Annotated in this window: 24 protein-coding genes; 15 read left to right on the top strand and 9 right to left on the bottom strand. The window is 70.4% G+C overall.

Annotated features, from left to right (window positions below; all coding sequences use genetic code 11):
* Window positions 1-131 precede the first annotated feature (131 nt).
* The 3 genes from G3I78_RS07920 to G3I78_RS07910 all read left to right on the top strand — a co-directional run bounded on the left by G3I78_RS07920 (window position 132) and on the right by G3I78_RS07910 (window position 3,474).
* Window positions 132-2,336, top strand: coding sequence for an RHS repeat-associated core domain-containing protein (locus tag G3I78_RS07920; protein ID WP_164422069.1), 2,205 nt, complete (start codon window positions 132-134; stop codon window positions 2,334-2,336).
* 55 nt (window positions 2,337-2,391) lie between these two features.
* Window positions 2,392-2,934: a 34 kDa antigenic family protein gene (locus tag G3I78_RS07915; protein WP_164422068.1), complete on the top strand. Its 543-nt coding sequence runs from the start codon at window positions 2,392-2,394 to the stop codon at window positions 2,932-2,934.
* 129 nt (window positions 2,935-3,063) lie between these two features.
* Entirely contained in the window at window positions 3,064-3,474 is a 411-nt protein-coding gene (locus G3I78_RS07910) for a hypothetical protein (RefSeq protein ID WP_164422067.1), read from the top strand.
* Window positions 3,475-4,496: 1,022 nt separating this feature from the next.
* Here the strand turns inward: G3I78_RS07910 and G3I78_RS07905 are convergent.
* The gene (locus tag G3I78_RS07905) at window positions 4,497-5,852 is read right to left on the bottom strand and encodes a dipeptidase (RefSeq protein ID WP_164422066.1); all 1,356 of its coding nucleotides are present in this window, start codon (window positions 5,850-5,852) and stop codon (window positions 4,497-4,499) included.
* Window positions 5,853-5,985: 133 nt separating this feature from the next.
* On the opposite strand from G3I78_RS07905, the gene G3I78_RS07900 reads away from it, so the two are divergent.
* Window positions 5,986-7,275: a geranylgeranyl reductase family protein gene (locus G3I78_RS07900; RefSeq protein WP_343243670.1), complete on the top strand. Its 1,290-nt coding sequence runs from the start codon at window positions 5,986-5,988 to the stop codon at window positions 7,273-7,275.
* Window positions 7,276-7,293: 18 nt separating this feature from the next.
* Here G3I78_RS07900 and G3I78_RS07895 read toward each other — a convergent pair whose 3' ends face one another.
* A complete protein-coding gene (locus G3I78_RS07895; RefSeq protein WP_164422065.1) occupies window positions 7,294-7,743 on the bottom strand; it encodes a nitroreductase family deazaflavin-dependent oxidoreductase in 450 nt (149 codons plus the stop codon).
* A 133-nt stretch (window positions 7,744-7,876) separates the two neighbouring features.
* Here G3I78_RS07895 and G3I78_RS07890 point away from each other — a divergent pair, with 133 nt between their 5' ends.
* From G3I78_RS07890 to G3I78_RS07880, 3 genes are all read left to right on the top strand, one after another.
* Window positions 7,877-8,569 (top strand): TetR/AcrR family transcriptional regulator, encoded by a 693-nt coding sequence (locus G3I78_RS07890; protein WP_164422064.1) that lies wholly within the window; start codon window positions 7,877-7,879, stop codon window positions 8,567-8,569.
* A 239-nt stretch (window positions 8,570-8,808) separates the two neighbouring features.
* Entirely contained in the window at window positions 8,809-10,041 is a 1,233-nt protein-coding gene (locus tag G3I78_RS07885) for a sensor histidine kinase (protein WP_164422063.1), read from the top strand.
* A complete protein-coding gene (locus G3I78_RS07880) occupies window positions 10,038-10,703 on the top strand; it encodes a response regulator transcription factor (RefSeq protein ID WP_164422062.1) in 666 nt (221 codons plus the stop codon). Before G3I78_RS07885 ends, G3I78_RS07880 begins: the two co-directional genes overlap by 4 nt.
* Here the strand turns inward: G3I78_RS07880 and G3I78_RS07875 are convergent.
* Together G3I78_RS07875 and G3I78_RS07870 are read right to left on the bottom strand one after the other, a co-directional pair.
* Entirely contained in the window at window positions 10,664-10,951 is a 288-nt protein-coding gene (locus G3I78_RS07875) for a DUF6332 family protein (RefSeq protein WP_164422061.1), read from the bottom strand. The genes G3I78_RS07880 and G3I78_RS07875 overlap by 40 nt on opposite strands.
* A 107-nt stretch (window positions 10,952-11,058) precedes the next feature.
* Window positions 11,059-12,549: an MFS transporter gene (locus G3I78_RS07870; RefSeq protein ID WP_164422060.1), complete on the bottom strand. Its 1,491-nt coding sequence runs from the start codon at window positions 12,547-12,549 to the stop codon at window positions 11,059-11,061.
* Between the two features lie 86 nt (window positions 12,550-12,635).
* Between G3I78_RS07870 and G3I78_RS07865 the strand changes: the two genes are divergently transcribed.
* Window positions 12,636-13,016, top strand: a complete 381-nt coding sequence (locus G3I78_RS07865; protein WP_164422059.1) for a MarR family transcriptional regulator — start codon at window positions 12,636-12,638, stop codon at window positions 13,014-13,016.
* Between the two features lie 192 nt (window positions 13,017-13,208).
* Complete coding sequence (locus G3I78_RS07860; RefSeq protein ID WP_164422058.1) at window positions 13,209-13,682, top strand: hypothetical protein; 474 nt, start codon at window positions 13,209-13,211, stop codon at window positions 13,680-13,682.
* A 119-nt stretch (window positions 13,683-13,801) separates the two neighbouring features.
* On the opposite strand, the gene G3I78_RS07855 is transcribed toward G3I78_RS07860, so the two are convergent.
* Both G3I78_RS07855 and G3I78_RS07850 read right to left on the bottom strand, forming a co-directional pair.
* Window positions 13,802-14,536 (bottom strand): maleylpyruvate isomerase family mycothiol-dependent enzyme, encoded by a 735-nt coding sequence (locus G3I78_RS07855; RefSeq protein WP_164422057.1) that lies wholly within the window; start codon window positions 14,534-14,536, stop codon window positions 13,802-13,804.
* A 27-nt stretch (window positions 14,537-14,563) separates the two neighbouring features.
* A complete protein-coding gene (locus tag G3I78_RS07850; RefSeq protein WP_164422056.1) occupies window positions 14,564-14,875 on the bottom strand; it encodes a copper resistance protein NlpE in 312 nt (103 codons plus the stop codon).
* Between the two features lie 202 nt (window positions 14,876-15,077).
* Between G3I78_RS07850 and G3I78_RS07845 the strand changes: the two genes are divergently transcribed.
* Window positions 15,078-16,079, top strand: a complete 1,002-nt coding sequence (locus tag G3I78_RS07845; protein WP_203614470.1) for a zinc metalloprotease — start codon at window positions 15,078-15,080, stop codon at window positions 16,077-16,079.
* Window positions 16,080-16,117: 38 nt separating this feature from the next.
* Here G3I78_RS07845 and G3I78_RS07840 read toward each other — a convergent pair whose 3' ends face one another.
* Window positions 16,118-17,071, bottom strand: a complete 954-nt coding sequence (locus G3I78_RS07840) for a LysR family transcriptional regulator (RefSeq protein ID WP_164422055.1) — start codon at window positions 17,069-17,071, stop codon at window positions 16,118-16,120.
* 50 nt (window positions 17,072-17,121) lie between these two features.
* On the opposite strand from G3I78_RS07840, the gene G3I78_RS07835 reads away from it, so the two are divergent.
* Window positions 17,122-17,817 carry a type 1 glutamine amidotransferase domain-containing protein gene (locus G3I78_RS07835; RefSeq protein ID WP_164422054.1) on the top strand — a complete coding sequence of 232 codons (696 nt, stop codon included), beginning with the start codon at window positions 17,122-17,124 and terminating at the stop codon, window positions 17,815-17,817.
* A 420-nt stretch (window positions 17,818-18,237) separates the two neighbouring features.
* Here the strand turns inward: G3I78_RS07835 and G3I78_RS07830 are convergent, their stop codons facing one another.
* Window positions 18,238-18,831: a TetR/AcrR family transcriptional regulator gene (locus G3I78_RS07830; RefSeq protein ID WP_164422053.1), complete on the bottom strand. Its 594-nt coding sequence runs from the start codon at window positions 18,829-18,831 to the stop codon at window positions 18,238-18,240.
* A gap of 64 nt (window positions 18,832-18,895) precedes the next feature.
* Between G3I78_RS07830 and G3I78_RS07825 the strand changes: the two genes are divergently transcribed.
* Window positions 18,896-19,738: an SDR family oxidoreductase gene (locus G3I78_RS07825; protein WP_164422052.1), complete on the top strand. Its 843-nt coding sequence runs from the start codon at window positions 18,896-18,898 to the stop codon at window positions 19,736-19,738.
* A gap of 46 nt (window positions 19,739-19,784) precedes the next feature.
* Here G3I78_RS07825 and G3I78_RS07820 read toward each other — a convergent pair whose 3' ends face one another.
* The gene (locus G3I78_RS07820; RefSeq protein WP_164422051.1) at window positions 19,785-20,399 is read right to left on the bottom strand and encodes a TetR/AcrR family transcriptional regulator; all 615 of its coding nucleotides are present in this window, start codon (window positions 20,397-20,399) and stop codon (window positions 19,785-19,787) included.
* Between the two features lie 177 nt (window positions 20,400-20,576).
* Between G3I78_RS07820 and G3I78_RS07815 the strand changes: the two genes are divergently transcribed.
* From G3I78_RS07815 to G3I78_RS07805, 3 genes are all read left to right on the top strand, one after another.
* The gene (locus G3I78_RS07815; RefSeq protein ID WP_164422050.1) at window positions 20,577-21,182 is read left to right on the top strand and encodes a TetR/AcrR family transcriptional regulator; all 606 of its coding nucleotides are present in this window, start codon (window positions 20,577-20,579) and stop codon (window positions 21,180-21,182) included.
* Between the two features lie 74 nt (window positions 21,183-21,256).
* Window positions 21,257-21,592 carry a hypothetical protein gene (locus G3I78_RS07810; RefSeq protein ID WP_164422049.1) on the top strand — a complete coding sequence of 112 codons (336 nt, stop codon included), beginning with the start codon at window positions 21,257-21,259 and terminating at the stop codon, window positions 21,590-21,592.
* Window positions 21,593-21,806: 214 nt separating this feature from the next.
* Entirely contained in the window at window positions 21,807-24,785 is a 2,979-nt protein-coding gene (locus tag G3I78_RS07805; RefSeq protein WP_164422048.1) for a carbohydrate binding domain-containing protein, read from the top strand.
* The last annotated feature ends 48 nt before the right edge of the window (window positions 24,786-24,833 follow it).

Here is a 24,833-nt window from a genome sequence, read left to right as displayed (position 1 = left end):
GGGTGCTGGGCGCCCCTTGGGTCACGGCGTAGCCGCCAACCGTGGGGCGGCGAGAAACGGCCCGTACAGGAAAACGGTACGAAGGGTCACTAGGGGTGCGTGGAGGCGGCTGCGGACGTTCACCCACACCAGTGTCAACGGCCCTGCTGTGGACCGACGGTTACGCCCTCGGTGGTGGACTGCCCGCCGAGACCGTCACCCACGGCTACAACAACGACGACGAACCCAACGCCCTGGCCGGTGCCTACGGTTACCTCCAGAGCACCACGTACAGCGCCAACGACCAGGTCGCGCAGGTCCAGTTGGGCTCCTCCACGTCCTACGCCACCGTCACCGACGCCTACGACAGTCACACCGGGGACCTGACCGACCAACTCGTCACCCGCTCCACCGCCACCCCGTCCAGCATCGACGAGACCGCCTACACCTACGACCTGTCCGGCAACACCACCCGCCAGACCGAGACCCGCTCCGGCTCCGGCAGCACGGCCGAGACGCAGTGCTTCACCTACGACACTCTCGACCGCCTCACCACTGCCTGGACCGCCACCGACAACTGCGCCGCAACCCCCACGAGCAGTAGTCACAGCACCGTCGGCGACGGCATCACCGGCGGCGCCTACTGGACCGGCTGGACCTACGACGCCGTCGGCAACCGCCTCACCCAGACCCAGCACACCTTCTCCGGTACCGGCAGTGACACCGTCACCACCAGCGGCTACTCCAGCGGCCAGCCCAACACCCTGACCAGCACGGCCAGCACCGGCGGCTCCAGCGCGTCCACCAGCTACGGCTACGACAACGCAGGCAACACCACCACCCGCAACACCGGCACCGGCACCCAGACCCTCCTCTGGAACAACAGCGGGCAGCTGACCAAGGTCAGTAACGCCACTACCGGAACCGCCACCAGCTACGTCTATGACGCCGGCGGCAACCTGCTCCTCCAGACCGACCCGACCACCACCACCCTCTACCTCGGCAGCGAGCAGATCACCCTGAACGACTCCGCCGGCACCGCCACCGGGGTCCGCTACTACTCCGCCCCCGGCGGCGCCACGATCGTCCGCACCGGAACCGGCACCGCCTACGGCTTCGAACTCGCCGCCGACCAGCACGGCACCAACAGCCTCTACCTCGACAACACCGCCCAGACCCCCACCTGGCGCCAGTTCGACCCCTACGGCAACCCCCGCGGCACCACGACGAGTTGGGCCGACAACCGCACCTTCCTCGACAAGACCACCGACACCGCCACCGGCCTCACCGACATCGGCGCCCGCGAATACGACCCCGCCCTCGGCCGCTTCACCAGCCTCGACCCCGTCTTCGAGGACGACAGCCCGCAGGAACTCAGCGGCTACACCTACGCCGGCGACAACCCGGTCTCCGAAAGCGATCCCACAGGCCTGGAAAGCTGCGGACTGGCTCACTACTGTTCCGGCAGCAACGGCACATACGGCACCTACCACCCCGAACAGGATCCGGGGTCGAAGAAGTACAAGGGTTCCAGCCACTACTGCGACACACATACATGCGGCGGTACGACCAACAGCGGCTGCTACTACGTACTCAAGGACCCCTGCGGCACAGCCCGCAAGAGCACGTCCTGGCAGCCCGTGTCCCCCTTCACGGGGTGGTGGAGTTCGTCCTGCGCGACCAACGCGATCGGAAAGCTGTGCACGGCGGCGGGTGTGACTTCGGCGGGATTCAGCGCGGCGCAGACGCATCTCGCCAAATACCAGGCCGCGGCGGTCTCCCAAGCGATCAAGAGGGGGAGCGCGGAAGAAGGAATGGCCAGTGCGAACAGAATGCTGTCCATGCAGAACACCGGAACGGGATGGTCGAGAACGGCCCTTCTCCGCCCTGGACTGACGTCAGTGGGGGCCGCGCGGGCACTTACCGGAGCGGGAGGCGTGGCGGCCTACGGGTACAACTACATGACGGACCGCGGGGAAGGGCAGTCCCGTACGCGGGCGGCCCTGACGAGTGTCCCGCAAGCGGGTGCCGACATGTACATATCGGCGACGATGGCGGAGTCCGGCCTGGAAACCGGAGCGATCCTCGGCTCGTTCGTCGGTCCCGAAGGCACGGTTGTCGGAGGCGCGGTCGGAGCGGTAATAGGCTTGGCTGCCGGGTTCGTCACCAGCAATGTGACGAACAACATCATCTCGGATATCGGAACTGGTTCTGACTGTGACGTCCTGGACGGCGCTCGCTGGTTCCGTTGCCCTCGCCGCGCTCTCTACCCGGTCGTGGGTGCGCGTCGTCCGCCACTGGGACGATCCTGCAGCGCCCCCGTCGCCGATGGCCTTCGCGCGACTTTTCGGGCCTGACGCCCGGCGCAGGCTCGAACACGTTTCGCTGCTCAACGCCACCTGCTTGAGCGGTGTGACCCTTCTGCTGCTCGGCGGGGCATGGCTGCCCCCGCAGGGAAGCACGGCCAAGGAGAATCCGCTTGCTCTGGGCGTCGCCGCGCTTGGGCTGGCCGTTTTCTTCGCCGGGTTTCTGGCGCAGCTGTCCATAGGGTTCTTCGGCCGACCACGGTTCTTCCTGCCCAGGCCTTTCAGGGGCGTGAAGCCCGATGTTCCTACAGCCCCCACGTCCGTTCCCAGGGGAAAAGGCGATATGACAGAGATTTCGGTACGCCGCGACGAGGCTGACAGCTACGCGCAACTGCGCCGCTACAAGGTGTATGTGGACGGCGAACGCGTGGGGGACCTACGGCCGGGCGAAACCTGTCAGAGGGCGGTCTCCCCGGGCATGCACACCGTTCAGGTCAAGATCTCATGGTGCTCAAGCCCGTCTCTTTCGGTAGGGGTATCCGAGGGAGAGCGACACGAACTGGTGTGCAGGGCGGTTCCGGGAGTGGAATCGGATCCCGTGGCGATGTTCACCCGTCGACACGACCTCCTCACCCTGCGGAGGGCGTGAGGCAGTTGCGTCCAGTCCTCGTCAAACGGGGTCTGGGTCTTGCCGCGGGACGCAGGGGACGGTGAGTCGACGACCCGCGGGGCCGGTCGAGAACGGTGTGGCAGATCCGCGCCGGGGCTCCCTCGCCCGGTGTCGACCGCCACCGACAACTGCGCCGCCACTCCTACCGGCGGCGACCACAGCACCGTCGGCGACGGCACCAGTGGCTACTCCAGAGCCCAGCCCAACACTCTGACCGGCACCAGCACCACGGGCGGCACGACCAGCTACATCTACGACGCCGGCGGCAACCTGCTCCTCCAGACCGACCCGATCACCACCCTCTGCGTCGGCAGCGAGCAGATCACCATCACCCTCGACGACTTGGCGGGTACGGTCACCGGCGGCGCCACTATCGTCCGCACCGGAGTCGGCACTCAACAGCCTCTGCCTCGACGGTGTTCTTCGCGCCGGATGCCGACTCGGCCGTCGCTGAAGTCGTCCCGAGGCGAGGGAAATCCGCTGCGGGCGAGTTGGAGGCGCGCTCGCGAGCTGGGGTGATCGTCTCTGAAGCTGGTTGGGCTTGTCCGTCCAGATGGCGTTCTGGACGCAGGTTGGACTCAAGAATCGGAAAAGACTGACAAGGACCGAGGAGGAGCGAGACGCCAAACCGGGTCCGAGCTGGGAAAACTTCCAAGACGGGCATGGATCGACAAGGGTCGCCAAGATCCTCAAAGGACTCATAATCCGTTGGCCGTGGGTTCGAGTCCCACCCGCCCCACCTGTGCAGGCCTTTTACCTGCACGGGTGTCCCAGTTCGCAGCGGTAGGACTTGCGGCGGTACCGAGGCTGTCCACTCCGACGAGCATGTCGGGGACTGAGCGCGGTGTGGTGTCAACTGCGGTCGCCTGGATCGTGCCGTTGCCGTCACCAGGGAGATACCCCATGATGCGTCACGGTTTCGGCGGGGCATACAGACCGAGGACTGCCGACGTAGCTCGTTCGGCTTCTCGGACCACGGCGTAGCCGCCAACCGCGGGGCAGCGAGAAACAGCCCATACAGGAAACGGTACGAAGGGTCACTCGGGAGGACCCCATCGCCCACCGTTTTCCGGCCTGTTCACATGCTGCACCGCTCTCGACGCCGAGTTGCCTATCCCTGTGCCGGGCCGGTGCAGAGGTCATCGAGCGCGGAGATGCTAGTACGACCCGGACCGGCCGCGGCTACGGCGTGATGCTCACCCTGACGAGGGTCAGCGCCCGGGGTGCAGGCCCAGCCTCCCCGGGGACGGCGCCCCGCGACCTCGCCGACGTAGAGCGTCAGCTGGTGCCGGAAGCGCTCAGCGACGCCCCGGTCGTCCATGAACTCGGCGAAGCCGTTCAGTTGGGCGTTGGGGTAGTCAGAGCTTGGCGCTGGCCGGGTGCCGTGGGTCCTGGAAGATGGCGGCACGCGGGCCCAGGCCATGAACGGGTCGTGCTTCGGGACGACGAAGCGGGCCCCTGCCGGATCGAAGCGCCGGCCCCCACCCCCGAGGGCCGGCTCCTCGTCGGCTTCGGCGACGACATCGCCGTACTGTCTCCGCTCAGCCCGCCGCGTAGTTCCGCAGGAACAGCGCCTCCGTCACCGACAGCCGCTCCAACTCCTCAGGAGACACGCTCTCGTTGACCGCGTGGATCTGGGCCTCGGGCTCGCTCAGGCCGATGAGGAGGATCTCGGCGTGCGGGTAGAGGGCGGCGAGGGTGTTGCAGAGCGGGATGGAGCCGCCCTGGCCGGCGTACTGCATCTCCTGGCCCGGGTAGGCGACGGCCATCGCGTCGGACATCGCCGCGTACGCAGGGCTGGCGGTGTCGGCGCTGAACGGCTGGCCCTGGCCGATCTGTTCGGTGCGCACCCGGGCGCCCCACGGGGTGTGCCGCTCCAGGTGGGCCCGCAGCAGGCCGGTCGCCTCGGCCGCGTCCACGCCCGGCGGCACCCGCAGGCTGACCAGGGCGCGTGCGCTCGCCTGCACGGACGGGGTGGCGCCCACGACCGGCGGGCAGTCGATGCCGAGGACGGTGACGGCCGGGCGGGCCCAGATGCGGTCGGCGACCGTACCGTCGCCGATCAGCTCGACGCCGTCCAGGACCTTGGCGTCCTGGCGGAACTGCTCCTCGTCGTACTGCAGACCGTCCCAGGACGTCTCGGGGGCGAGCCCGTCGACGGTCGTCGAACCGTCCTTCGCGCGCAGCGAGTCCAGTACGCGGATCAGCGCGGCCAGCGCGTCGGGGGCGGCGCCGCCGAACTGGCCCGAGTGGAGGTTGCCCTCCAGGGTGTCGACCTGCACGTGCAGCATCGTCATCCCGCGCAGGGTCGCGGTCACCGTCGGCAGGCCGACACGGAAGTTGCCCGCGTCACCGATGACGATCGTGTCCGCCTCAAGGAGCTCGGGGTGCTGCTCGGCGTACCGCTCCAGACCGCCCGTGCCCTGCTCCTCCGAGCCCTCGGCGATGAACTTGACGTGCACCGGGAGGCCGCCGTTCGCCTTGAGGGCGCGCAGTGCGAGCAGGTGCATGATCACACCGCCCTTGCAGTCGGCGGCCCCGCGCCCGTACCAGCGGCCGTCGCGCTCGGTCAGCTCGAAGGGCGGGGTCGTCCAGCCGGCCTCGTCCAGCGGGGGCTGCACGTCGTAGTGGGCGTAGAGCAGGACGGTCTTCGCGCCCTCGGGGCCGGGCAGGAAGCCGTACACCGACTGCGTGCCGTCCGGGGTGTCGAGCAGGGCCACGTCCCGGAAACCCTCTGCGGTCAGCGCGTCGGCGACCCAGCGGGCCGCGCCCTCGCTCTCGCTCCTCGGGAACTGGTCGAAGTCCGCCACCGACTTGAACGCCACCAGTTCGGTGAGCTCCGCCCGCGCCCTCGGCATCAGCGAGGCGACGGTCTCGGCGACCGGATTCGACGACATGGGCACGCTCCTTGTGGGTGCGACGTTGTACCTGTGAGTGCCGTAGATCCTCCCACAGTGGTCTGTGGGCGGGCCCGCCGTAGGATGCGGGAGACAGGTGCGGCAAGGGCTTGATCGGGAGCAGCAGACCATCGTGAGCAGCGAGAACTCTTCGGCGGACGACACTTCGGCGGACCGCGTGCAGGACGACGTGCAGCAGGTGTGGGACGTCGTCGTGGTGGGCGCGGGACCGGCCGGTGCCTCGGCCGCCTATGCGGCGGCGGTCGCCGGGCGGCGTGTGCTGTTGCTGGAGAAGGCCGAGCTGCCGCGCTACAAGACGTGCGGCGGCGGCATCATCGGCCCTTCGCGCGACTCCTTGCCACCGGGCTTCGAACTGCCCTTCAAGGACCGGGTGCACGCGGTCACCTTCTCCAACAACGGCCGTTTCACCCGCACCCGGCGCTCCAAGCAGATGCTGTTCGGGCTGATCAACCGGCCCGAGTTCGACCAGCAGCTCGTCGAGCACGCCCAGAAGGCGGGCGCCGAACTGCGGACGGGCGTCACCGTGCAGCGCGTCGAGCAGCACGGCTCGGCGGTGCCGGACCGGCGTTCGGTCGCCGTGGTCCTCCAGGGCGGCGAGACCCTGCTCGCGCGGGCGGTCGTCGGCGCCGACGGCAGCGCCAGCCGGATAGGGGCGCATGTCGGCGTGAAGCTCGACCAGGTCGACCTCGGCCTGGAGGCGGAGATCCCGGTCCCGGAGACCGTCGCCGAGGACTGGAAGGGACGGGTGCTCATCGACTGGGGCCCGATGCCCGGCAGTTACGGCTGGGTCTTCCCCAAGGGCGACACCCTGACGGTCGGCGTGATCTCCGCGCGCGGTGAAGGCGCGGCCACCAAGCGGTACTTGGAGGACTTCATCGGGCGGCTCGGGCTCGCCGGGTTCGAACCCAGCGTCTCCTCCGGCCACTTGACGCGCTGCCGGGCCGACGACTCGCCGCTCTCGCGCGGGCGGGTGCTGGTGTGCGGGGACGCGGCCGGGCTGCTGGAGCCGTGGACCCGTGAGGGCATCTCCTTCGCGCTGCGCTCGGGGCGGCTCGCGGGGGAGTGGGCGGTGCGGATCGCCGAGGCGCACGACGCCGTGGACACCCGGCGCCAGGCACTGAACTACGCGTTCGCCATCAAGGCGGGGCTCGGCGTCGAGATGAGCGTCGGCAAACGGATGCTGACCGTCTTCGAGCGCCGCCCCGGACTCTTCCACGCGGCGCTGACCGGCTTCCGGCCCGCGTGGAACGCGTTCCGGGAGATCACCCAGGGCTCGACGTCGCTGGGTGAGCTGGTCCGGGGGCGGCCGATGGCGCAGCGGGCGCTCGCGGCGCTGGATCCGCGGCCGGTGGAGCGGGGCGCGGGGGACGGGAGCGACGCGGAGGGTGAGGCGTCGGCCTGACGCGTCCCTTGCGGACGCTCACTTACTGACGGTGAACCGGAAGACCGGGTGGTTGGCAGCCGCCGCGACGATCTCCTCGTCGGAGGACTTGGCGGTCACGCCCTGGAAGTACTGGTTGACCTCCCAGCCCCACTTCTCCAGGTAGGTCCGCAGGATCGGGAGCTTCTCGGCGTCGGGAAGCTCCACCGCGGTGAACTCGCGCACCCTGCGGCCGACCCTCAGCTCCCCGCCGCCGGCCACGCGCATGTTCCGCACCCACTGGGAGTGGCCGCGCGCCGAGACCAGGTACTGCTCGCCGTCGTAAGTGTGCGGGTTGACCGGGACGCGCTGCATCTGCCCGCTCTTGCGGCCGCGCACCGACATCTCCGCGGTGCCGGCGACGCTGAGGCCGTGCCGGGCGAGCCAGCCGACGACGTTGTTGAAGCGGACGTTGAGCGGGCTGCCCTTGAGGTAGTACGGCGACGACATGGTGACCCCCAGCAGATTCGGAGAGCGGTGCTCTCGCTTTCGGTGGGACCAGTCTGCACGGCTCGGCGTTCCAAAGCAAGAGCAGTGCTCTCGATTGTGTGCACTGCTCTGTTCCTGTGGGAGACTGGCCCGTATGAGCACCGCACAGGGCGCCCGGGCCCGGGCCCGTATCGAAGTCACCGCCGCCATCAAGGACGAGGCGCGCAGCCGGCTCGCGGCCGAAGGGGCGGCGAAGCTCTCGCTGCGGGCCGTGGCCCGTGAACTCGGCATGGTCTCCTCCGCGCTGTACCGCTACTTCCCCAGCCGCGACGACCTGCTCACCGCACTCATCATCGACGCGTACGACTCCCTGGGCGAGAGCGCGGAACAGGCCCACGCGGCCGCCGCCGGAGCGGGCCCCCTGGAGCGCTGGGTCACGGTGTGCGAGGCCGTACGCCTGTGGGCGCTCGACCACCCCCACGAGTACGCCCTGATCTACGGCTCCCCGGTCCCCGGCTACACCGCCCCCCAGACCACGGTCCCGCCCGCCGCCCGCGTCGGCCTGCTGCTGATCGGCATCGTGAGCCAGGCCCATGCGAGCCCGGCGGGCCTGAACCCCCTGCCCCCGCTCCCCGAAGACCTCGAGTCCGAGGCCGCCCGCATCGCCGGCGACCTCGCGCCCGACCTCCCGCCCGAGGTGGCCGCAGCCCTCGTGGCGGCCTGGTCCCAGCTCTTCGGCCTGGTCGGCTTCGAGCTGTTCGGCCAGTTCAACCGGGTGGTGGAGGAACAGGAGCCGTTCTTCCGGCATGCGGTGCGGGGGCTGGGGCGGGGTGTGGGGCTGAGCTGAGCGCGCCGCCGACGGTGCGGGGCCTTCGGGGCGTACGGCTGTGCCGCGTCCTCGGGATGTGCGGCCGCGCCGGGCCCTCGTGCCCTACAGCGGTGACCGGCCCTCTTGCCCTACAGCGGTGACCGGTCCTCGTGCCGTACAGCGGTGTCCGACCCCCGTGCCGTACTTCGCCGGGAGTACCCGTGATCACCACGCTCGGGTGACGCCCGGCGTGGACCAGGGCGTCTAGCGTGGCTCGTATGGACGGTGAGCAGCGCGTACGCGGGGGTGGGGTGTCGCGGTGGTGGCGGCAGGGGCCGGGCTGGTGGGACCGGACCGGTGAGGAGGGGACCCGGTGGCCCTGGCCGTCCACGCTGCTGCTCACCCTCTTCGTGCTCGCGGGGTCGAAGTACGCCGCCCAGCAGCAGGTCGGGGACCGGGCCGACCTGGATCTCTTCGCGCGGGTGCTGCTCGTCGCCGGTTCGGGCATCCTGTTGTGGCGGCACCGGCAGCCGGTGCTCGTCGTGTTCGGGACCGCCGCTGCCGCGATGCTGTATCTGGGGGCCGGGTATCCGTACGGGCCGGTGTTCCTCACCGTCGCCCTCGCCTGCTTCAGCGCCATCGTGGCGGGACACCGCAAGGCCGCGTGGGGCGCGCTCGGGATGCTCTGGGCCGGGCATGTGCTGGTGGCCCACTGGCTCTACCAGTGGCTGCCGCCGGCGAAGGACCCGCCCGCCCCCTGGGGGCAACAAGGTGTGATCGCCGCCTGGGTCGTCGCGATCGTCGCCGTCTCCGAGCTGGTGCGGACCCGGCGGGAGCAGTGGGTCCGGGAGCGGGCCGAGCGCGCCCAGGCCGCGCGCCGGCGCGCCGACGAGGAGCGGCTGCGGATCGCCCGCGAGCTGCACGACGTCCTCGCCCACAGCATCTCCGTGATCAACGTCCAGGCGGGTGTCGGCCTCGCCCTCCTCGACACCGACCCCGAACAGGCCCGCACCGCGCTCACCACCATCAAGGCCGCCAGCAAGGAGGCGCTCGGCGAGGTCCGCCAGGTACTCGACACCCTCCGCACCCCGGGTGACGCTCCTCGCGCCCCCGCACCCGGTCTCGACCGGCTGCCCGAACTGGTCACCCAGGCCGCGAGCACCGGCCTCACCGTCGTGGTCGAGGGAGCGCCGCCGCCCCTGCCGCCCGGCGCCGACCTCGCCGCCTTCCGCATCGTCCAGGAGGCGCTCACCAATGTCGTACGGCACTCCGGATCGCGGCACGCGCGCGTGCGGCTCGATCATGATGAGGCCGCGCTACGGCTCCGTATCGACGACGACGGACCCGCGACCGGCGCCGACGCGGGCGGCAGCGGCAACGGCCTGGCCGGAATGCGGGAGCGGGCCGCCGCGCTCGGTGGCACGATCGAGGCGGGGCCGCGACCGGGCGGAGGGTTCCGGGTGCTCGCCGTACTGCCGCTCAAGGTGAAGGCCAAGGAGGACGACCGGTGATCCGTGTACTGCTCGCCGACGACCAGTCACTCGTGCGCGCCGGTTTCCGGGCGCTGCTCGACGCGCAGCCGGACATCGAGGTCGCCGGGGAGGCCTCCGACGGCGAGGAGGCGCTGGCCAAGGTGCGTGAACTGCGGCCGGACATCGTCCTGATGGACATCCGGATGCCGCTCCTCGACGGCCTCGCCGCGACCCGGCGGATCACGGAGGACACCGCGCTGAGCGGGGTGAAGGTGGTCATGCTCACCACCTTCGAACTCGACGAGTACGTCTTCGAGGCGATCCGTTCCGGGGCCTCCGGCTTCCTGGTCAAGGACACCGAACCGGAGGAACTCCTGCGCGCGGTACGGGCCGTGGTCGACGGCGACGCCCTTCTCTCCCCGGGCGTGACCCGCCGGCTCATCGCCGAGTTCGCGGCCCGCTCCAAGGAGCCCGCGGCCGAGGGCGCCCTCGCCGAACTCACCGAGCGGGAACGGGAGGTGATGGCCCTGGTCGGCATCGGCCTGTCCAACGAGGAGATCGCCCGCCGCCTGGTCGTCAGCCCCCTCACCGCCAAGACCCACGTCAGCCGCACGATGGTGAAGCTGGGGGCCAGGGACCGCGCCCAACTCGTGGTGCTGGCCTACGAGTCGGGATTGGTGCGGCCGGGCTGGCTGGGCTGAGCGCCGTCCTGCCGGAACCGCATCAGCACACTGATCACCCGGGCGAGGAAGAGCACCGGCGCGAGCACGAGCCCGACGCGGAGCAGCAACAGCTCTACGGTGTGCGGCAGTTGGAACAGCAGGGCAGGACCGGCCACCGCGCCGAACAGCACCGCGGCGGCGAACAGCGCGCTGAACAGCGCGTACCCGATCTCGACGGTGATGGCGTCCCGCTCGGCCTGGTTCCTGCGTCCCCCGTGAGTCTCCACCCCCGAAGTCTCACAGGCGGACGCCCGGCGGAGCAAGAAGGCTCCGCCGGGTACGGGGTGGGTGTGCGGGTGGGGGACCGGTCGGACGCGGGAATCCCGCCCGGCCTTCAGTCCCCTACGGCCACGCGCTCCGACTCCTCCTGGGACGTGGACCTGGCGACCACCACGCTGTCCTGCCGGCGCCGGACGCGCAGTCCCGTGAGCGAGATCAGCAGACCGGCGACGGCGATCCCGGTGACCACCGTCAGAGCGGGCAGGTAGCTGTCGAGGACGGCCTGCGGGGAGGCGGGCTCCTTCGGCGCGTTCGCCGTCAGGACCGCCGTCACCACGGCGAGGAAGAGTGCGCCGCCGACCTGCACCGAGGTGTTGAGCAGCCCCGAGACCATGCCCTGCTCGTGCTCGTCGACGCCGTTGGTGGCCTGGACGTTGAGCGAGGGGAAGGTCAGGGCGAAGGCGGCGCCGACGAGCAGCATGGTCGGCAGGATGACCCAGGCGTAGACCGGGGCGAGGTCGATGCGCAGGAACAGCAGATAGCCGACGACCATCAGCGCGAAGCCCACCACGATCAGCCGCGGGGTGCCGAACCGGTCGATGACCGTGCCCACCTTGGTCGCGGACAGCGCCACCAGCGCACCGGCCGGCAGGAAGGCCAGCGCGGTGTGCAGCGCCGACCAGCCGAGCAGCTGCTGCATGTAGAAGGTCACCAGGAACTGGAAGCCCATGTAGCTGCCGAGGAAGGTCAACGCGCCCAGCTGTGCCCGCACTTGGGGGCCGGAGCGCAGCACGCCGAGCCGGATCAGCGGGCTGGGGCTGCGCCGCTCGACGGCGACGAACGCGGCCAGCAGGGCGACGACGGCGAGGAAGGACAGCAGGGTGCGCGCCGAGCCCCAGCCCGCTTCCGGTGCCTGGACGACGGTGAACACCAGCAGCAGCATCGAGGCGGTGCCGAGGACGGCGCCGGGGATGTCGTACCCGCCGGTGTCGCGCTCGCGCTCGCTGCGCGGCAGCAGCTTGAGGCCCGCGACGAGGGCGATCAGGGCGACGGGGGCGGGCAGCAGCATGGTGTAGCGCCAACTGGCCTCCGTGAGCAGGCCGGAGAAGACCAGGCCCATCGAGTAGCCGGTGGCGCCGCAGGTGGTGTAGATGGACAACGCGCGGTTGCGCAGGGGGCCTTCGGCGAAGGTCGTGGTGATGATCGAGAGGCCCGCGGGCGCGGTGAAGGCCGCGCTGAGTCCCTTGATGAACCGGCTGGCGATCAGCAGTGGGCCCGAGTCGACGAGGCCGCCGAGCAGGGAGGCGACCGCGAAGACGCCCAGGGCGACCAGGAAGACCTGGCGCCGGCCCAGGAGGTCGGCGGCCCGGCCGCCCAGAAGCAGGAGACCGCCGTAGCCGAGGATGTAGCCGCTGACGATCCATTGCAGCGTCGAGGTGGAGAGGCCGAGGTCGGCGCCGATGGAGGGCAGCGCGACGCCGACCATCGACACGTCCAGCGCGTCCAGGAACATCGCGGCGCACAGCACGAGCAGCGTGCCCCAGAGCCTGGGTGTCCAGCGGACCGTCGAGGAAGGGTCCGCGGGGTTGGTGAGCGGAGAGGTCATGCCGACGACACTACATGCGCATGCATCGAATGCAAGCGCATTTAATTCCGGTGCAATAATCCCTTCTCTCTGCTACGGTGCCGCGCATGGTGGCGAAGAAGCCCGAGCATGCGCTCGCCAAGCAGTGGCGGGACATCCTGGCCCTGCACGCGCGCACGCAGTGCGAACTGGACCGGGCCCTGCACCGGCACGGCCTGTGCGCCAGCGACTTCGAGGTCCTCGACGTCCTCGCCGACGGCGGCTGCGCCTACCGCGTCCAGGAGATCTCCGAGCGCGTCCACCTCAGCCAGAGCGCCCTCTCCCGCCTGATCGCCCGCCTGGAGAAGGACGGCCTCGTCGAGCGGGGGATGTGCGCGGAGGACCGGCGCGGGGTGCGGGTGTCGCTCACGTCGAAGGGGCGGTCGCTGCACGGGGACGCGCTGCCGGTGCAACGGGCGGTGCTGACGCGGATGTTGGAGCCGTCGTAAGGCACGGTGGTCCGATCTGGATCGGGGGCGTGCACCCGTAGGCGCACTCCTGGAGTGCCTGACGTACGCCACGCTGTGCGCCCGGGCGCGGTGGCCGACGTCTGTCCGGCCCCGCCTGCGGAAGGGGATGCTTACGCGGGTCGGCAATGGGCTGTATTCCAAGGGGGAAATGTGCGACACCTTCGCCATGCCATGACGTTCGCCGCAGTGTTCATCGCCGCACTGGGTTCGTCCTTACCGTTCGCAGCGTCGGCACAGGCCACCGGTACCACGGTCGTCCGGCCCGTCGACTCGTCCGAGAGCGCCCGGCCCGCCACGACGCACCGGGGTCGGCTGCTGCCCGGGGGCCGGCTCAATCCGGGGGACCGGCTGACCAGTCCCAACCGGCTCAACGTGCTCGTGATGCAGGCCGACGGCAACCTCGTGGAGACCATCCCCGGCGGTCATGTCGTCTGGAGGAGTCAGACCTACGTCCCGAACTCCGTGCTGTTCATGCAGAACGACGGCAACCTGGTCGTGGTCGCACCGGGCAACCGCCCGGTCTGGGCGTCCGGCACGGACGGGAAGCCCGGCTCGGACCTGGAACTCCAGAACGACCGGAACCTGGTCGTCTACGCCCCCGGTCATGTCGCGGTCTGGTCGAACAACATCGCCGGACGTCCCTGAACCGGCGGGAGTCGGCGCACCGGTGCGCCGACTCCCTGGACGTGCCCGGGTGCGCTCCCCGGAGGCAGGGTGGGTCAACACGCTCTCGGCTCTGCGTGTGCGGCGCCCGGTGGCGCCCCTCACCCCACCCCGGACTTCTCCCGCCACAGCCCCGCCACGGAGACATCCCCGGTCACCGCCGGGAACGGCAGCCGGTTCCACAGCGCCAGATACAGGCGCGCGGCGGGTCCGGACACCTCGCAGTCGGCGGGCCCCTCCTCGCCGTACTGCGTCGAGGGCGGCTCCCGGGTCAGTCGTACGGTCCACACGGCGCCGTCCGTGTCGCTCGCCCGCACCCGCAGCACCCGGGGCTCGTCGCTGCGGGCCCGGCTCTTGGCGCGGGCGTGGAATCCGCGCAGCAACTCGTCGATGCCGTCGGCCGCGAAGTCCCGTCCGATGCCGGTCTGGGTGCCGCCGCGTGCCGCCTCCGCGTCGACGCGGTGCACGGCCGTCTCGTGCGCCTGTCGCCTGGCCCAGAACGCGAGCGGTGAGGGGGCGGGAAGGAAGTGCCAGCACTCCAGGTCGGGGGACGCCGAGCCGAGGGTGTCGACCAGACGGCTGTGGCCGGCGCGGTACCAGGCCAGCAACTCGGCGCCGTCCAGGGCGGGTTCCTCGCCGAAGGGGCGGAAGGCGGTGTGCCCCTCGGCCACGAACGCCGTCGCCCAGCGATGCACCGCCCCCGTGTGCCTGAGCAGGTCCCGCACCTGCCACCCCGGACAGGTCGGCACCTTCGCCTCGGTCCCGGCCTCCTCGGCGGCCGACGCGAGCAGTCGGCCCTCCCGCTCCAGGATCTGGATGAACTCGGCTGTCTCCATGCGGTGAGTGTGCCCCACGGCGACGTCCTACTTGCGCACCTTCAGCACTTCGTCGTCGACATGGAGGACTTCGAGCTGCCTCTCCGCGCCGGGGAGGATCAGGGACAGTCGACTGCCGTCCGGGGCCGCCGACTTCCAGCGGCCGGTGCGGGTCGCGGGGGCGTCGCCGCGGCCGAGAGGACGCTCGGTGAAGGTGCCGTCCGCGGCGAACTCCAGTCCCCGGCGGCCCCGGGCGGGCGGCAGCGGACGGCTCGCGGGCCGGTACACGGCCACGTCCTCCGTGTCCTCCTCGTAGGAGTGCACCCAGGTCCCGATCAGCTCCGGCGGCGGACCACTCATCGCCGAGCACCTCCCGATGCCGTACCAATTGAGCCGTAAACCCTGCGGGTTGACCCGATACGGAACCCAATGCCGTACTTGTTGCGGATTCCGTGATTCTGGTTACCGTGTCCGTCCTGTCGCCCTACCGTAATGCGCAACGGGCCCGTTCCACCCTCACTTCCGCGCCCGTCGAGGCGCGGCCGTCTCCAGGCGGTGCAACATGCCCGAGAACGACCACGAGAACGAGAACGCGAACGACCACGAGAACGCGAACCAGAGCGAGTTCGGCGAGACCGCGGCCGCACCCGGTCGCCGTGTCTGCGGCACCATGCCGGTCCACCGGCGACTGCTCAGCGAGGACTCCGGATACGCGCGGGCGCGGGCCGCGGTGGAGAACCTGGCCTTCGCCTTCGAGCGGGGCCACGAGAGCAGTGCGCGCGTCGGGGTCACGACCATCCCGGTCGTGGTGCACGTCGTCCACCGCACCCCCGAACAGGACATCGGGGACGACCAGATCGTCAGCCAGATCGACGTCCTCAACCGCGACTACCGGCGGCTCAACCCGGACGTCTCCCAGGTGCCGGACGTCTGGCAGGGGCTCGCCGCGGACTGCCGGATCGAGTTCCGGCTCGCCACCGAGGACCCGGACGGGCGGCCCACCGACGGCATCACCCGCACGCCGTCGCGGACGGAGTCCTTCGGCATGGACGACTCGGCCAAGTTCGCCTCCAGCGGCGGCCATGACGCCTGGCCCGCCGACGAGTACCTCAACATCTGGGTGTGCGGGCGCCTGTTCGACCCCGGGGTGGGGGAGATCCTCGGCTACGCCCAGTTCCCGGGCGGACCGGCCGCCACCGACGGGGTGGTCATCGCCCACCGGTTCTTCGGTACGACCGGCACCGCGGCCGCCCCCTTCAACCTCGGCCGCACAGCCACCCACGAGGTCGGCCACTGGCTCAACCTGCTGCACATCTGGGGCGACGACGGCGACGGATGCAGCGGCACCGACTTCGTCGAGGACACCCCCAACGCGGGCGGCCCCAACTTCGGCACCCCGGCCTTCCCGCACCTCAGCTGCAACAACGCACCCGACGGGGACATGTTCGTCAACTACATGGACTACACCGACGACGCGGCCATGTTCATGTTCACCGAGGGTCAGGCGGCCCGGATGGACGCGACCCTCGACGGGGCGCGGTCGTCATTCGTGGCCAAGGGCTGAAGCGGCCCGGAGCGCGGCGGCCGGCGACAGGTTGCGGGCTACCAGTCGGCCGCGGCCCGCAGCAAGTGGTCGCGGACCAGGGCCACATGAGGATTGCCGGAGGTGCCGGGCCGCTGCGCCAGGAAGGCCGTGTTGATGGGCGGGTCGTCGGGGTCGTGGAGCAGCACCAGCGCCCCCGACGCCAGCTCCTCGGTGCACAGATAGCGCGGGAGCACGGAGAATCCGACGCCGCCGGCAATCGCCGCCTTGACCGCGTTCAGGTCGGGCATGGTCACCGCGGGCTGCCGTACCAGGCGCCGGCCGAAGACGTGCCGCCAGTACCGGCGCACGATCGGAAGGTCGTCGGCATAGGCGACCAGCGGGACGCCGTGCAGCGCGGCCGCCATCTGCGCCGGTGCGCCGATCCGCTCCGCCCAGGCGGGGGAGGCGACCAGCACGAACTCCTCGTCATTGAGGGGAAGGGCGGTGAGGGCGCGGCCACGGGGCCGGAACGTGGCGATCACCAGGTCATGGCGGCCCGCGCGCAGATCCTCCAGGAGCGGTTCGGTCAGACCCGGTGTGATGCGCAGTCGTACGCCTCGCTCCACCAGGGGCGCGAGACCGGGCAGCACGCAGCGGGAGAGGAGTTCGGCGGGGCCCGCGAGATGCACCGGCTCGGCCGCGGAACCGTCGCCGTTCCCGGCCGGTCCGGCGACCGCGGCGAGCGAGTCCAGCGGCTCCACGATCCGTGCGGCCAGCTCGTCCGCGTACGGCGCCGGAGTCACGCCCCGGGCCTGGCGCTCGAACAGCTCGCGGCCCAACTGCCGTTCCAGGGACCGGATCTGCGTGGTGACCGTGGGCTGGGAGAGGCCCAGCAGACGGGCGGCGGCGGTGAAGGAACCGGTGCGGTACACCGTCAGGAACGTCCGCAGCAGGTTCAGGTCCAGCGAGGCCGCGCCGGTCTGACCCGGCCCGTCGGACCTATCGGACCCATTGGAACCCCTATCCCTCATATGCTTGAGCCTATTGGATTTCTATGAATGGCCGGGACTACGGTTTCACCATGTCGAAGATCCTCTTTGTGCTGACCGGCGCCGACCACTGGACCCTGGCCGACGGTACCCGCCACCCCACCGGCTTCTGGGCCGAGGAGGCCGTCGCCCCGTACGAGGCCTTCAAGGCCGCCGGACACGAGATCGTCGTGGCCACCCCGGGCGGTGTCGTGCCGCCCCTGGACAAGGGCAGCCTCGCGGCCGAGCTCAACGGCGGCCAGGAGAACGCCGACCGCATTGCCGGGGTGCTCGACTCGGCGGCCGAATTCCAGCAGCCGGTGCGGCTGTCGGACGTGAACCTCGACGACTACGACGCCGTCTTCTACCCCGGCGGCCACGGGCCGATGGAGGACCTCGCGGTCGACGCCGACTCCGGCCGACTGCTCACCCGCGCGCTGGCGAGCGGCAAGCCCCTCGGCGTGGTCTGCCACGGCCCGGCGGCCCTGCTCGCGGCGACCGGGGCCGACGGCACGAACGCCTTCGCGGGGCGCCGGGTGGCCGCCTTCACCAACGCCGAGGAGACCCAGGCGGGCTTCGCCGACAAGGCCAAGTGGCTGCTCCAGGACCGGCTCACGGAGGCGGGTGTGCAGGTCGACGAGAGGGAGCCGTGGGCGCCGCATGTCATCGTCGACGGCAACTTGGTGACCGGGCAGAATCCGGCGTCTTCGGCGCCGCTTGCTGTTGAGTTGTTGAAGAAGCTGGGCTGACGGGGTGGGGGTCGGGCCGGCTGTGCCGGGTCGGCGGCCGGCCGGCTGCGCGGGCTGAGCGCTGGTCTCGGCTGGTAGCCGGGCTGAAGCGAGGGGCGGCGGGTCTTCTGGGACTCGCCGCCCTGTTGCGTCAGTCGTTTTGGGTTCCGGTGTTTCGCCGCGTCAGCCGGCCGGGTTCTGCTGTCCGGCCGTGCCGGTCTTCCGGGCCCCGTTGCCCTTGCCCCTCGGCCTCAGGTTCTGCGGCTCTGCCGGGTGAGCCGGCCGGGTCCAACTGCCCTTCCGCGCCAGTCCTCCGAGTCCCCTCGGCCCCGGAGTCCCTCGCCCTGCCGCCTCGGTCCCCGGAGTCCGGCCGCCCCTCCACTTCGGCCCCGGAGTCCCTCGCCCCGCCGCCTCGGCCCCAGAGTCCGGCCGCCCCCCGCCTCAACCCTTCCTGATCCCCGCCAGCAAGATCCCCAGCAACCCCTCACCCCGCCGGACGGCCTCCTCGGCCGGGACCCGGGTCAGGATTCGGTAGACGATCGAGCCGATGAGCGCGTCGACGGCCGCCTCCAGGTCCGCGTCGGCGTCGACCTGCCCCGCCTCGACACCCGCCCGCAGTCGCGCGACCAGCCGGTCCCGTTCCGGGCGGGTGAGGCGGAGGTGGAGGGCGTCGGCGGCGTCAGGGTCCTCCGCCGTCGCGATGGCCAGCGCGCGCACCAGCTCCACGAGGTGCGGGGCCGCCATGAAGGCCTCGCGCTGACGCAGCCACACCGTGAGGTCCGCGTCGAGATCGCCGGTGTCAGGGGGCTCCACCGGCTGATGGAGACGGAAGCCGTCCAGTACGGCCTCGGCCACCAGCGGTGCTTTGGACGGCCAGCGTCGGTAGACCGTCTGCTTGCCGACCCCGGCCCGGGTGGCGACCCGGTCCATGGTCAGGACGCGGTACCCCTGCTCGACGAGCAGATCCCGGGTGGCTTCGAGGATGGCCCGGTGTACGGCCGGGTCGCGCGGGCGGCCTGACGGCTCCGGAGACATACGGCCAGCCTAGGGTATGGTCTCATTACGAGACGAATAGTCTCGTAATGATCGGAGGTGCGGGATGGACTCTGACCTGCTCGTTGTCATCGGCGTGGGCGGCATGGGACAGGCGATCGCCCGCCGCCAGGGAGCCGGGCGCACGGTACTGCTGGCGGACTTCGACGAGACCGGACTGAGTGATACGGCCGCCGCGCTGGCCGGAGACGGTTACGTCGTACGGACCCGGCGAGTCGACGTCTCCGACCCGGCCTCGGTCGACGAACTCGCCAAGGCCGCCGCGGAGTTGGGCCCTGTGACCCAGGTCGCGCACACCGCCGGGCTCTCCCCGGTGCAGGCCCCCGCCGACGCCGTACTGCGGGTGGATCTGCTCGGGGTCGCCCTGGTGCTGGACGCCTTCGGCGGGGTGATCGCCCCGGGCGGGGCGGGTGTGGTCATCTCCAGCATGGCCGGGCATCTGTCCGTGTACCTCACCGCCGAGCAGGAGGAGGCGCTCGCCGACACCCCGGCCGAACGGCTCCTGGAGCTGCCGTTCGTCGACACCGCCGTCGCCGGTGACTCCGCGGCGGCCTACGGGCTGGCCAAGCGCGCCAACCATCTGCGCGTCCGGGCGGCCAGTGTGGCCTGGGGCGAGCGCGGTGCGCGGATCAACTCGATCAGCCCCGGCGTGATCTCCACGCCGATGGGTCAGCAGGAGCTCGCGTCCGAGCACGGTGGGCGGATGCGCGCCATGGTCGAGGCGTCCGCGGCGAAACGCCTGGGCACCCCTGAGGACATCGCCGGGGCCGCGGCCTTCCTGCTCGGCCCGGAGGCGAGCTTCGTCTCCGGAACCGATCTGCTCGTCGACGGGGGTACCGTCGCGGCGATCCACGCGGGCCGGATGGGACGCGGCGCCGGGGTCAACTGAGAGGCACCGGCCGCGCTGTGGGCGCCAGTTCAGGGACGCGCGGCACTCACACGCCGAGGGCGGGCAGCACCACGGCGTCGATGTAGCTCCGCACCAGCGCCGGGTCGGCCGGCCGGTTCTCCAGCAGCTGATGGGCGATGAGGACGCCGATCAGCGAGTGGGAGACGTACGACAGCGCCGGATTGCTCGCGGAGATCTCGCCGCGTTCCATGGCACGCGTCAACAGCACGTTCAGTCCGGTCAGTTCGGGGTCCACGAGCAGTTCGCGCAGTGCCTGGAGGAGGTCGGGGTGGGCGTGGACGGCGGTCAGGAGACCCCGCATCAGGGCGGTGTCCTGCTCCATGCGCAGCTCGCTCATCTGGGCCACCACGGCGGCGAAGTCACCGCGCAGGGAACCGGTGTCGATACCGGCGAGGGTGACGGGCTTCTCGTGGCGCAGTGCCTTGGCGACCAGCTGGGGCTTTCCCGTCCACTGGCGGTAGAGGGTGGCCTTGCTGCACCGGGTGCGGGTGGCGACGGCGTCCATGGTCAGGGCGTCGTACCCGACGGTCCGCAGCAGGTCCAGGACGGCCGCGTACAGCTCGGCCTCCCGGTCCGGCGTCAGCCGGCTGCGCCGCCCGCGCGGGGCGTCGTCCGGCCTCGCCGCTGTCGTCGAGGTCATGTGTCCGCCGCCATTGCCGTCCATGGGTGCCTCATCCAAACGGAACTGTTTCGTTCATGAACAATCTATCCCCTCGACGGATGAATACGAAACCGTTTCGGTAATAAAACCGGCCGGCGACGCTCCCGCCACCCACCTGGGAAACTGGGCGGCGGAGCCGAGCTGGAGGGAACGCACATGGCGAACACGTCACCGGTCGCGGCCGCGGCGAGACCGGGCAGACCGCGGGACCCGCGGGCCGACGAGCGCATCCTCCAGGCCGTGGTCGACGAGCTCGCCGAGGCCGGTGTCGCCGGCTTCCGCATCAACTCCGTCGCCGCCCGCGCCAGGGTCGCCAAGCGCACCCTCTACTCCCGCTGGGACGAGCGCGACGACCTGATCCTCGCGGGCCTGAGCACCCTGTCGGCGAGCCTGTGCCCCCCTCGCACGGGCAGCCTCGACGCGGACATCCGGATCCTGTACGACACCGTCGCGGCGACCCTCGAAAGCCCCCGCTGGCTCATCGCGGCCCGCTGCACCTTCGAGCTCCCCGACCATCCCGAGCTCTACGCCACCTTCCGGCGCGACTGCGTCGACCAGCCGCTCGCCGTCATCGAGGACGTCCTCTTCGACGCCGAGCGGCGCGGCGAACTCCGCACCGGCGTCGACCGTTCCGTGGCCGCGGAGACCTTCGCGGCGGCTCTCGCCTCCTTCAGCACCCACACGGCCCGTCTGCGCGGGGTCAGCGCACGCGGCGCGCGGGACGGGTTCCTCGACCTGTTCCTGAGCGGAGTGCGTGTCTGAGGTCTTGGGGCCGAGCCTCTGAGCTGGCTCAAGTCGGTTGGCGTGCAAAGAACATGCACGTCAGGATGGCTCGCATGCCAGGAATCATGGGACTGAACAAGAAGAACGACTACGTGCTGACGATCCGGGACGCGGACGTGGTCACGGCGACCCTGCGGCAGGCGCTGGCCGAGGCCTCGCCCGAGGAACGCGCGGGACTGGAGCGGGCCGTCGCGCTCGTCGAATCCACCGCCGCCGCCACCGAGGCCGAACTGCGCGCCCGCTGGGTCCGCTCCCGGCTGGCCGCCGTCGGCTTCACGGGTGACGTCACCTCGGTCGCGGCGGTGAAGGCCCTGCGCAAGGCGGAGCCCGGGCTGAGCCTGCTGGCGGCCGTGGAACTGCAGAAGGCGGCGGTGGCGCACCCGGAGTGACACGTCGGGAGTGACACGTCGGGAGTGACGCGGCGAGGGCCCATCCGGAACGACGCGGCGACAGCCCGTCCGGATGGGCCCTGCGTGGCTCCGAACCCTTTACGTGGCTGTCATGTCCCTGTAGCTTCCGCGCTGCAAGAACTTTCAGGAACTTTCCGGCTGGTCTTGCAGGGACGCTCGAACCACCCGGGACACGCCCCGTATTGGAGTCGCCATGAGATCTGCACCCCCGCGCCGGCCACGACGCCCCCTCGTGGCGTTCGTGGCGGCGACCGGACTGTTCGGGCTGCTGTCCTCAACACCGGGCGCGGAAGCCGAGGTCGGCCTTCAGCCGGTGGCCGACTCGGCGAACACGGCGACGGTCTTCTACTACACGAAGACCAAGAACTGGCCGTCGACCTATCTGCACTACGCCCCGGACGGCGGCTCCTGGACGACCGTCCCCGGCACGCTGATGGAGAGCGCCTGCACGGACTGGGTGAAGAGGACCGTCGACCTCGGCTCGGCCACCGGACTCCAGGCCACCTTCAACAACGGCAGCGGCACCTGGGACAACAACGGCGGCAGCAACTACGCGCTGGGCACCGGCACCATCACCGTCAAGGACGGCGTCATCTCCCACAGCGACCCGTGCGCCGACACCGGCACGGGCAGCGGCAACCAGGCCACCGTCTACTACTCGACCGCCACCTCCGGCTGGACCACGGCCAACATCCACTACGCGCCGACGGGCGGCTCCTGGACCACCGTCCCCGGCCTCGGCATGGAGTCAGCTTGCACCGGCTGGTGGAAGAAGACCCTCGACATCGGCACCGCCACCTCCCTCAAGGCCGCCTTCAACAACGGCAACGGCGTCTGGGACAACAACAACAGCGCCGACTACACGATCCCGACCGGCACGACGACCGTGAAGGACAAGGCGGTCACCACCGGCGCCACCGACCCGTGCGCCACCGAGGCACCCGACACCGAGGCGCCCACCGCACCGGCCAAGGTCACCGCGAGCGCCACCGACACGTCCATCGTGGTGAGTTGGGACGCGGCCACCGACAACAAGGCCGTGACCAAGTACCAGGTCACCCGCACCGGCGGCACCAAGGGCACGGTCGTCACGGACGTCGGCTCAACCGTGTACTCAGACACGGGACTTGAGGAGAAGACCACCTACACCTACACCGTGAAGGCGGTCGACGCCGCCGGGAACACCTCGCCCGCCTCCGCCGCGGCGACGGCGACCACCGGCACCGCGGCCCCCGCACCCGCCGCAGGCACCCCGCTCGGCACGGACCCCCGCAAGGACCCCATCTACTTCGTCCTCACCGCCCGCTTCTACGACGGCGACACCTCCAACGACCGCGGCGGCAGCCAGCACACCAAGTCCGGCAACGCGGCGAACAACGACCCCATGTTCCGGGGCGACTTCAAGGGCCTGGTCGAGAAGCTCGACTACATCAAGGCGCTCGGCTTCTCCGCGGTCTGGATCACCCCGGTCGTCCTCAACCGCTCGGACTACGACTACCACGGCTACCACGGATACGACTTCTATAAGGTCGACCCGCGCCTGGAGTCAGTCGGCGCCACCTACCAGGACCTCATCAACGCGGCCCACGCCAAGGGCATGAAGATCTACCAGGACGTCGTCTACAACCACAGCTCCCGCTGGGGCGCCAAGGGCCTGTACACCCCCACCGTCTACGGCGTCCGCGACTCCCAGTGGAGCTGGTACTACGACGAGAGGAACGAGGGCTTCGAGTACGACGGCCTGACCGTCGAGCCCAAGTCCGGGAAGTCGTACTACAACGGCGACCTGTGGTCCACAGCCGAGCCCACCGGCAACACCTGCGTCAACTGGGGCAAGCCGACCGGCGGCAAGAGCGCCGAGGGCTACACGCTCTACAACTGCCAGTGGCCGAGCCCCACTTCGGGCATGTTCCCCAAGGCGTACTACCACCAGTGCTGGATCGGCAACTGGGAGGGCGAGGACTCCCGCTCCTGCTGGCTCCACGAGGACCTCGCCGACTTCGACACCGAGTCGACGCCGGTCCAGAACTACCTGATCGGCGCCTACGACAAGTACATCGACATGGGCGTGGACGGCTTCCGCGTCGATACGGCCGTACACATCCCGCGCGTCACCTGGAACCGCCGCTTCCTGCCCGCCATCTACGACCGCGTCACCCAGAAGTTCGGCACCACGGCCGCCCAGAACTTCTTCGTCTTCGGCGAGGTCGGCGCCTTCGTCAACGACAAGTGGAACCGCGGCTCGGTGAACCACTCCGCGCAGTTCTTCACCTGGAAGGAGCGCAAGGAGTACAGCGCCGACGACGAGACGGCCGCCCTCGAGCAGTTCACCTACGAGAACAACCTCGGCACCGGCAACCAGCCGACCTCGACCAACGCCTTCCTGAACGGCAACAGCTACCACACCCCGGACCGCAGCCAGTTCTCCGGGATGAACATCATCGACATGCGCATGCACATGAACTTCAGCGACGCGCAGAACGCCTACAGCAACGGCAAGGACTCCGACGACAGCGTCAACGACGCCACGTACAACGTCGTCTACGTCGACAGCCACGACTACGGCCCCAACAAGTCGAGCACCCGCTACACCGGCGGCACCGACGCCTGGGCCGAGAATATGTCCCTGATGTGGACGTTCCGCGGCATCCCCACCCTGTACTACGGCTCGGAGATCGAGTTCCAGAAGGGCAAGCAGATCGACTGCGGCCCGACCTGCCCGCTCGCCTCCACCGGACGCGCGTACTACGGCGACCACCTCCAAGGCACCGTCACCGCCTCGCAGTTCGGTACGGCGGACTCGGCGTCCGGCGAGGTGGCCACCACCCTGGCGCAGCCGCTCGTGAAGCACCTCCAGCGGCTGAACCAGATCCGCCGTGCCGTCCCGGCCCTCCAGCTGGGCCAGTACTCGACCGACGGCATCAGCGGCTCGATGGCGTTCAAGCGCCGCTACACCAGCGGGAGCACGGACAGCTTCGCCCTCGTCACCGTCTCCGGAAACGCCACCTACACCGGTGTCCCGAACGGCACTTACCGGGACGCCGTCACCGGTGACGTGAGGACCGTGTCCAACGGCACCCTCTCCGTGGCGGCGCCGGGCAAGGGCAACCTGCGGGTGTACGTGCTGAACGGACCCGGGAAGATCGGGGCCGACGGTCCCTATCTGAAGTAGGTCCCGAGCAGCGCCCTGCGGGGCCCGGGGAGGGTGAACCCCTGGGCC

Origin of the sequence: Streptomyces sp. SID13726 (genome assembly GCF_010548375.1) — a bacterium.
Classification (GTDB): Bacteria; Actinomycetota; Actinomycetes; order Streptomycetales; family Streptomycetaceae; genus Streptomyces.
This window is presented reverse-complemented; position numbering and strand designations above follow the sequence as displayed.

Coding starts and splice junctions, on each gene's coding strand:
- G3I78_RS07905 (WP_164422066.1), bottom strand. CDS start 5,852: ATGTCGTCGAATCCGGTCGCCGAGACCGTCGCCTCGCTGATGCCGAGG.
- G3I78_RS07850 (WP_164422056.1), bottom strand. CDS start 14,875: ATGAGTGGTCCGCCGCCGGAGCTGATCGGGACCTGGGTGCACTCCTAC.
- G3I78_RS07825 (WP_164422052.1), top strand. CDS start 18,896: ATGGACTCTGACCTGCTCGTTGTCATCGGCGTGGGCGGCATGGGACAG.
- G3I78_RS07830 (WP_164422053.1), bottom strand. CDS start 18,831: ATGTCTCCGGAGCCGTCAGGCCGCCCGCGCGACCCGGCCGTACACCGG.
- G3I78_RS07820 (WP_164422051.1), bottom strand. CDS start 20,399: ATGACCTCGACGACAGCGGCGAGGCCGGACGACGCCCCGCGCGGGCGG.
- G3I78_RS07845 (WP_203614470.1), top strand. CDS start 15,078: ATGCCCGAGAACGACCACGAGAACGAGAACGCGAACGACCACGAGAAC.
- G3I78_RS07855 (WP_164422057.1), bottom strand. CDS start 14,536: ATGGAGACAGCCGAGTTCATCCAGATCCTGGAGCGGGAGGGCCGACTG.
- G3I78_RS07885 (WP_164422063.1), top strand. CDS start 8,809: ATGGACGGTGAGCAGCGCGTACGCGGGGGTGGGGTGTCGCGGTGGTGG.
- G3I78_RS07890 (WP_164422064.1), top strand. CDS start 7,877: ATGAGCACCGCACAGGGCGCCCGGGCCCGGGCCCGTATCGAAGTCACC.
- G3I78_RS07840 (WP_164422055.1), bottom strand. CDS start 17,071: ATGAGGGATAGGGGTTCCAATGGGTCCGATAGGTCCGACGGGCCGGGT.
- G3I78_RS07870 (WP_164422060.1), bottom strand. CDS start 12,549: ATGACCTCTCCGCTCACCAACCCCGCGGACCCTTCCTCGACGGTCCGC.
- G3I78_RS07835 (WP_164422054.1), top strand. CDS start 17,122: ATGTCGAAGATCCTCTTTGTGCTGACCGGCGCCGACCACTGGACCCTG.
- G3I78_RS07860 (WP_164422058.1), top strand. CDS start 13,209: ATGACGTTCGCCGCAGTGTTCATCGCCGCACTGGGTTCGTCCTTACCG.
- G3I78_RS07895 (WP_164422065.1), bottom strand. CDS start 7,743: ATGTCGTCGCCGTACTACCTCAAGGGCAGCCCGCTCAACGTCCGCTTC.
- G3I78_RS07810 (WP_164422049.1), top strand. CDS start 21,257: ATGCCAGGAATCATGGGACTGAACAAGAAGAACGACTACGTGCTGACG.
- G3I78_RS07865 (WP_164422059.1), top strand. CDS start 12,636: ATGGTGGCGAAGAAGCCCGAGCATGCGCTCGCCAAGCAGTGGCGGGAC.
- G3I78_RS07815 (WP_164422050.1), top strand. CDS start 20,577: ATGGCGAACACGTCACCGGTCGCGGCCGCGGCGAGACCGGGCAGACCG.
- G3I78_RS07805 (WP_164422048.1), top strand. CDS start 21,807: ATGAGATCTGCACCCCCGCGCCGGCCACGACGCCCCCTCGTGGCGTTC.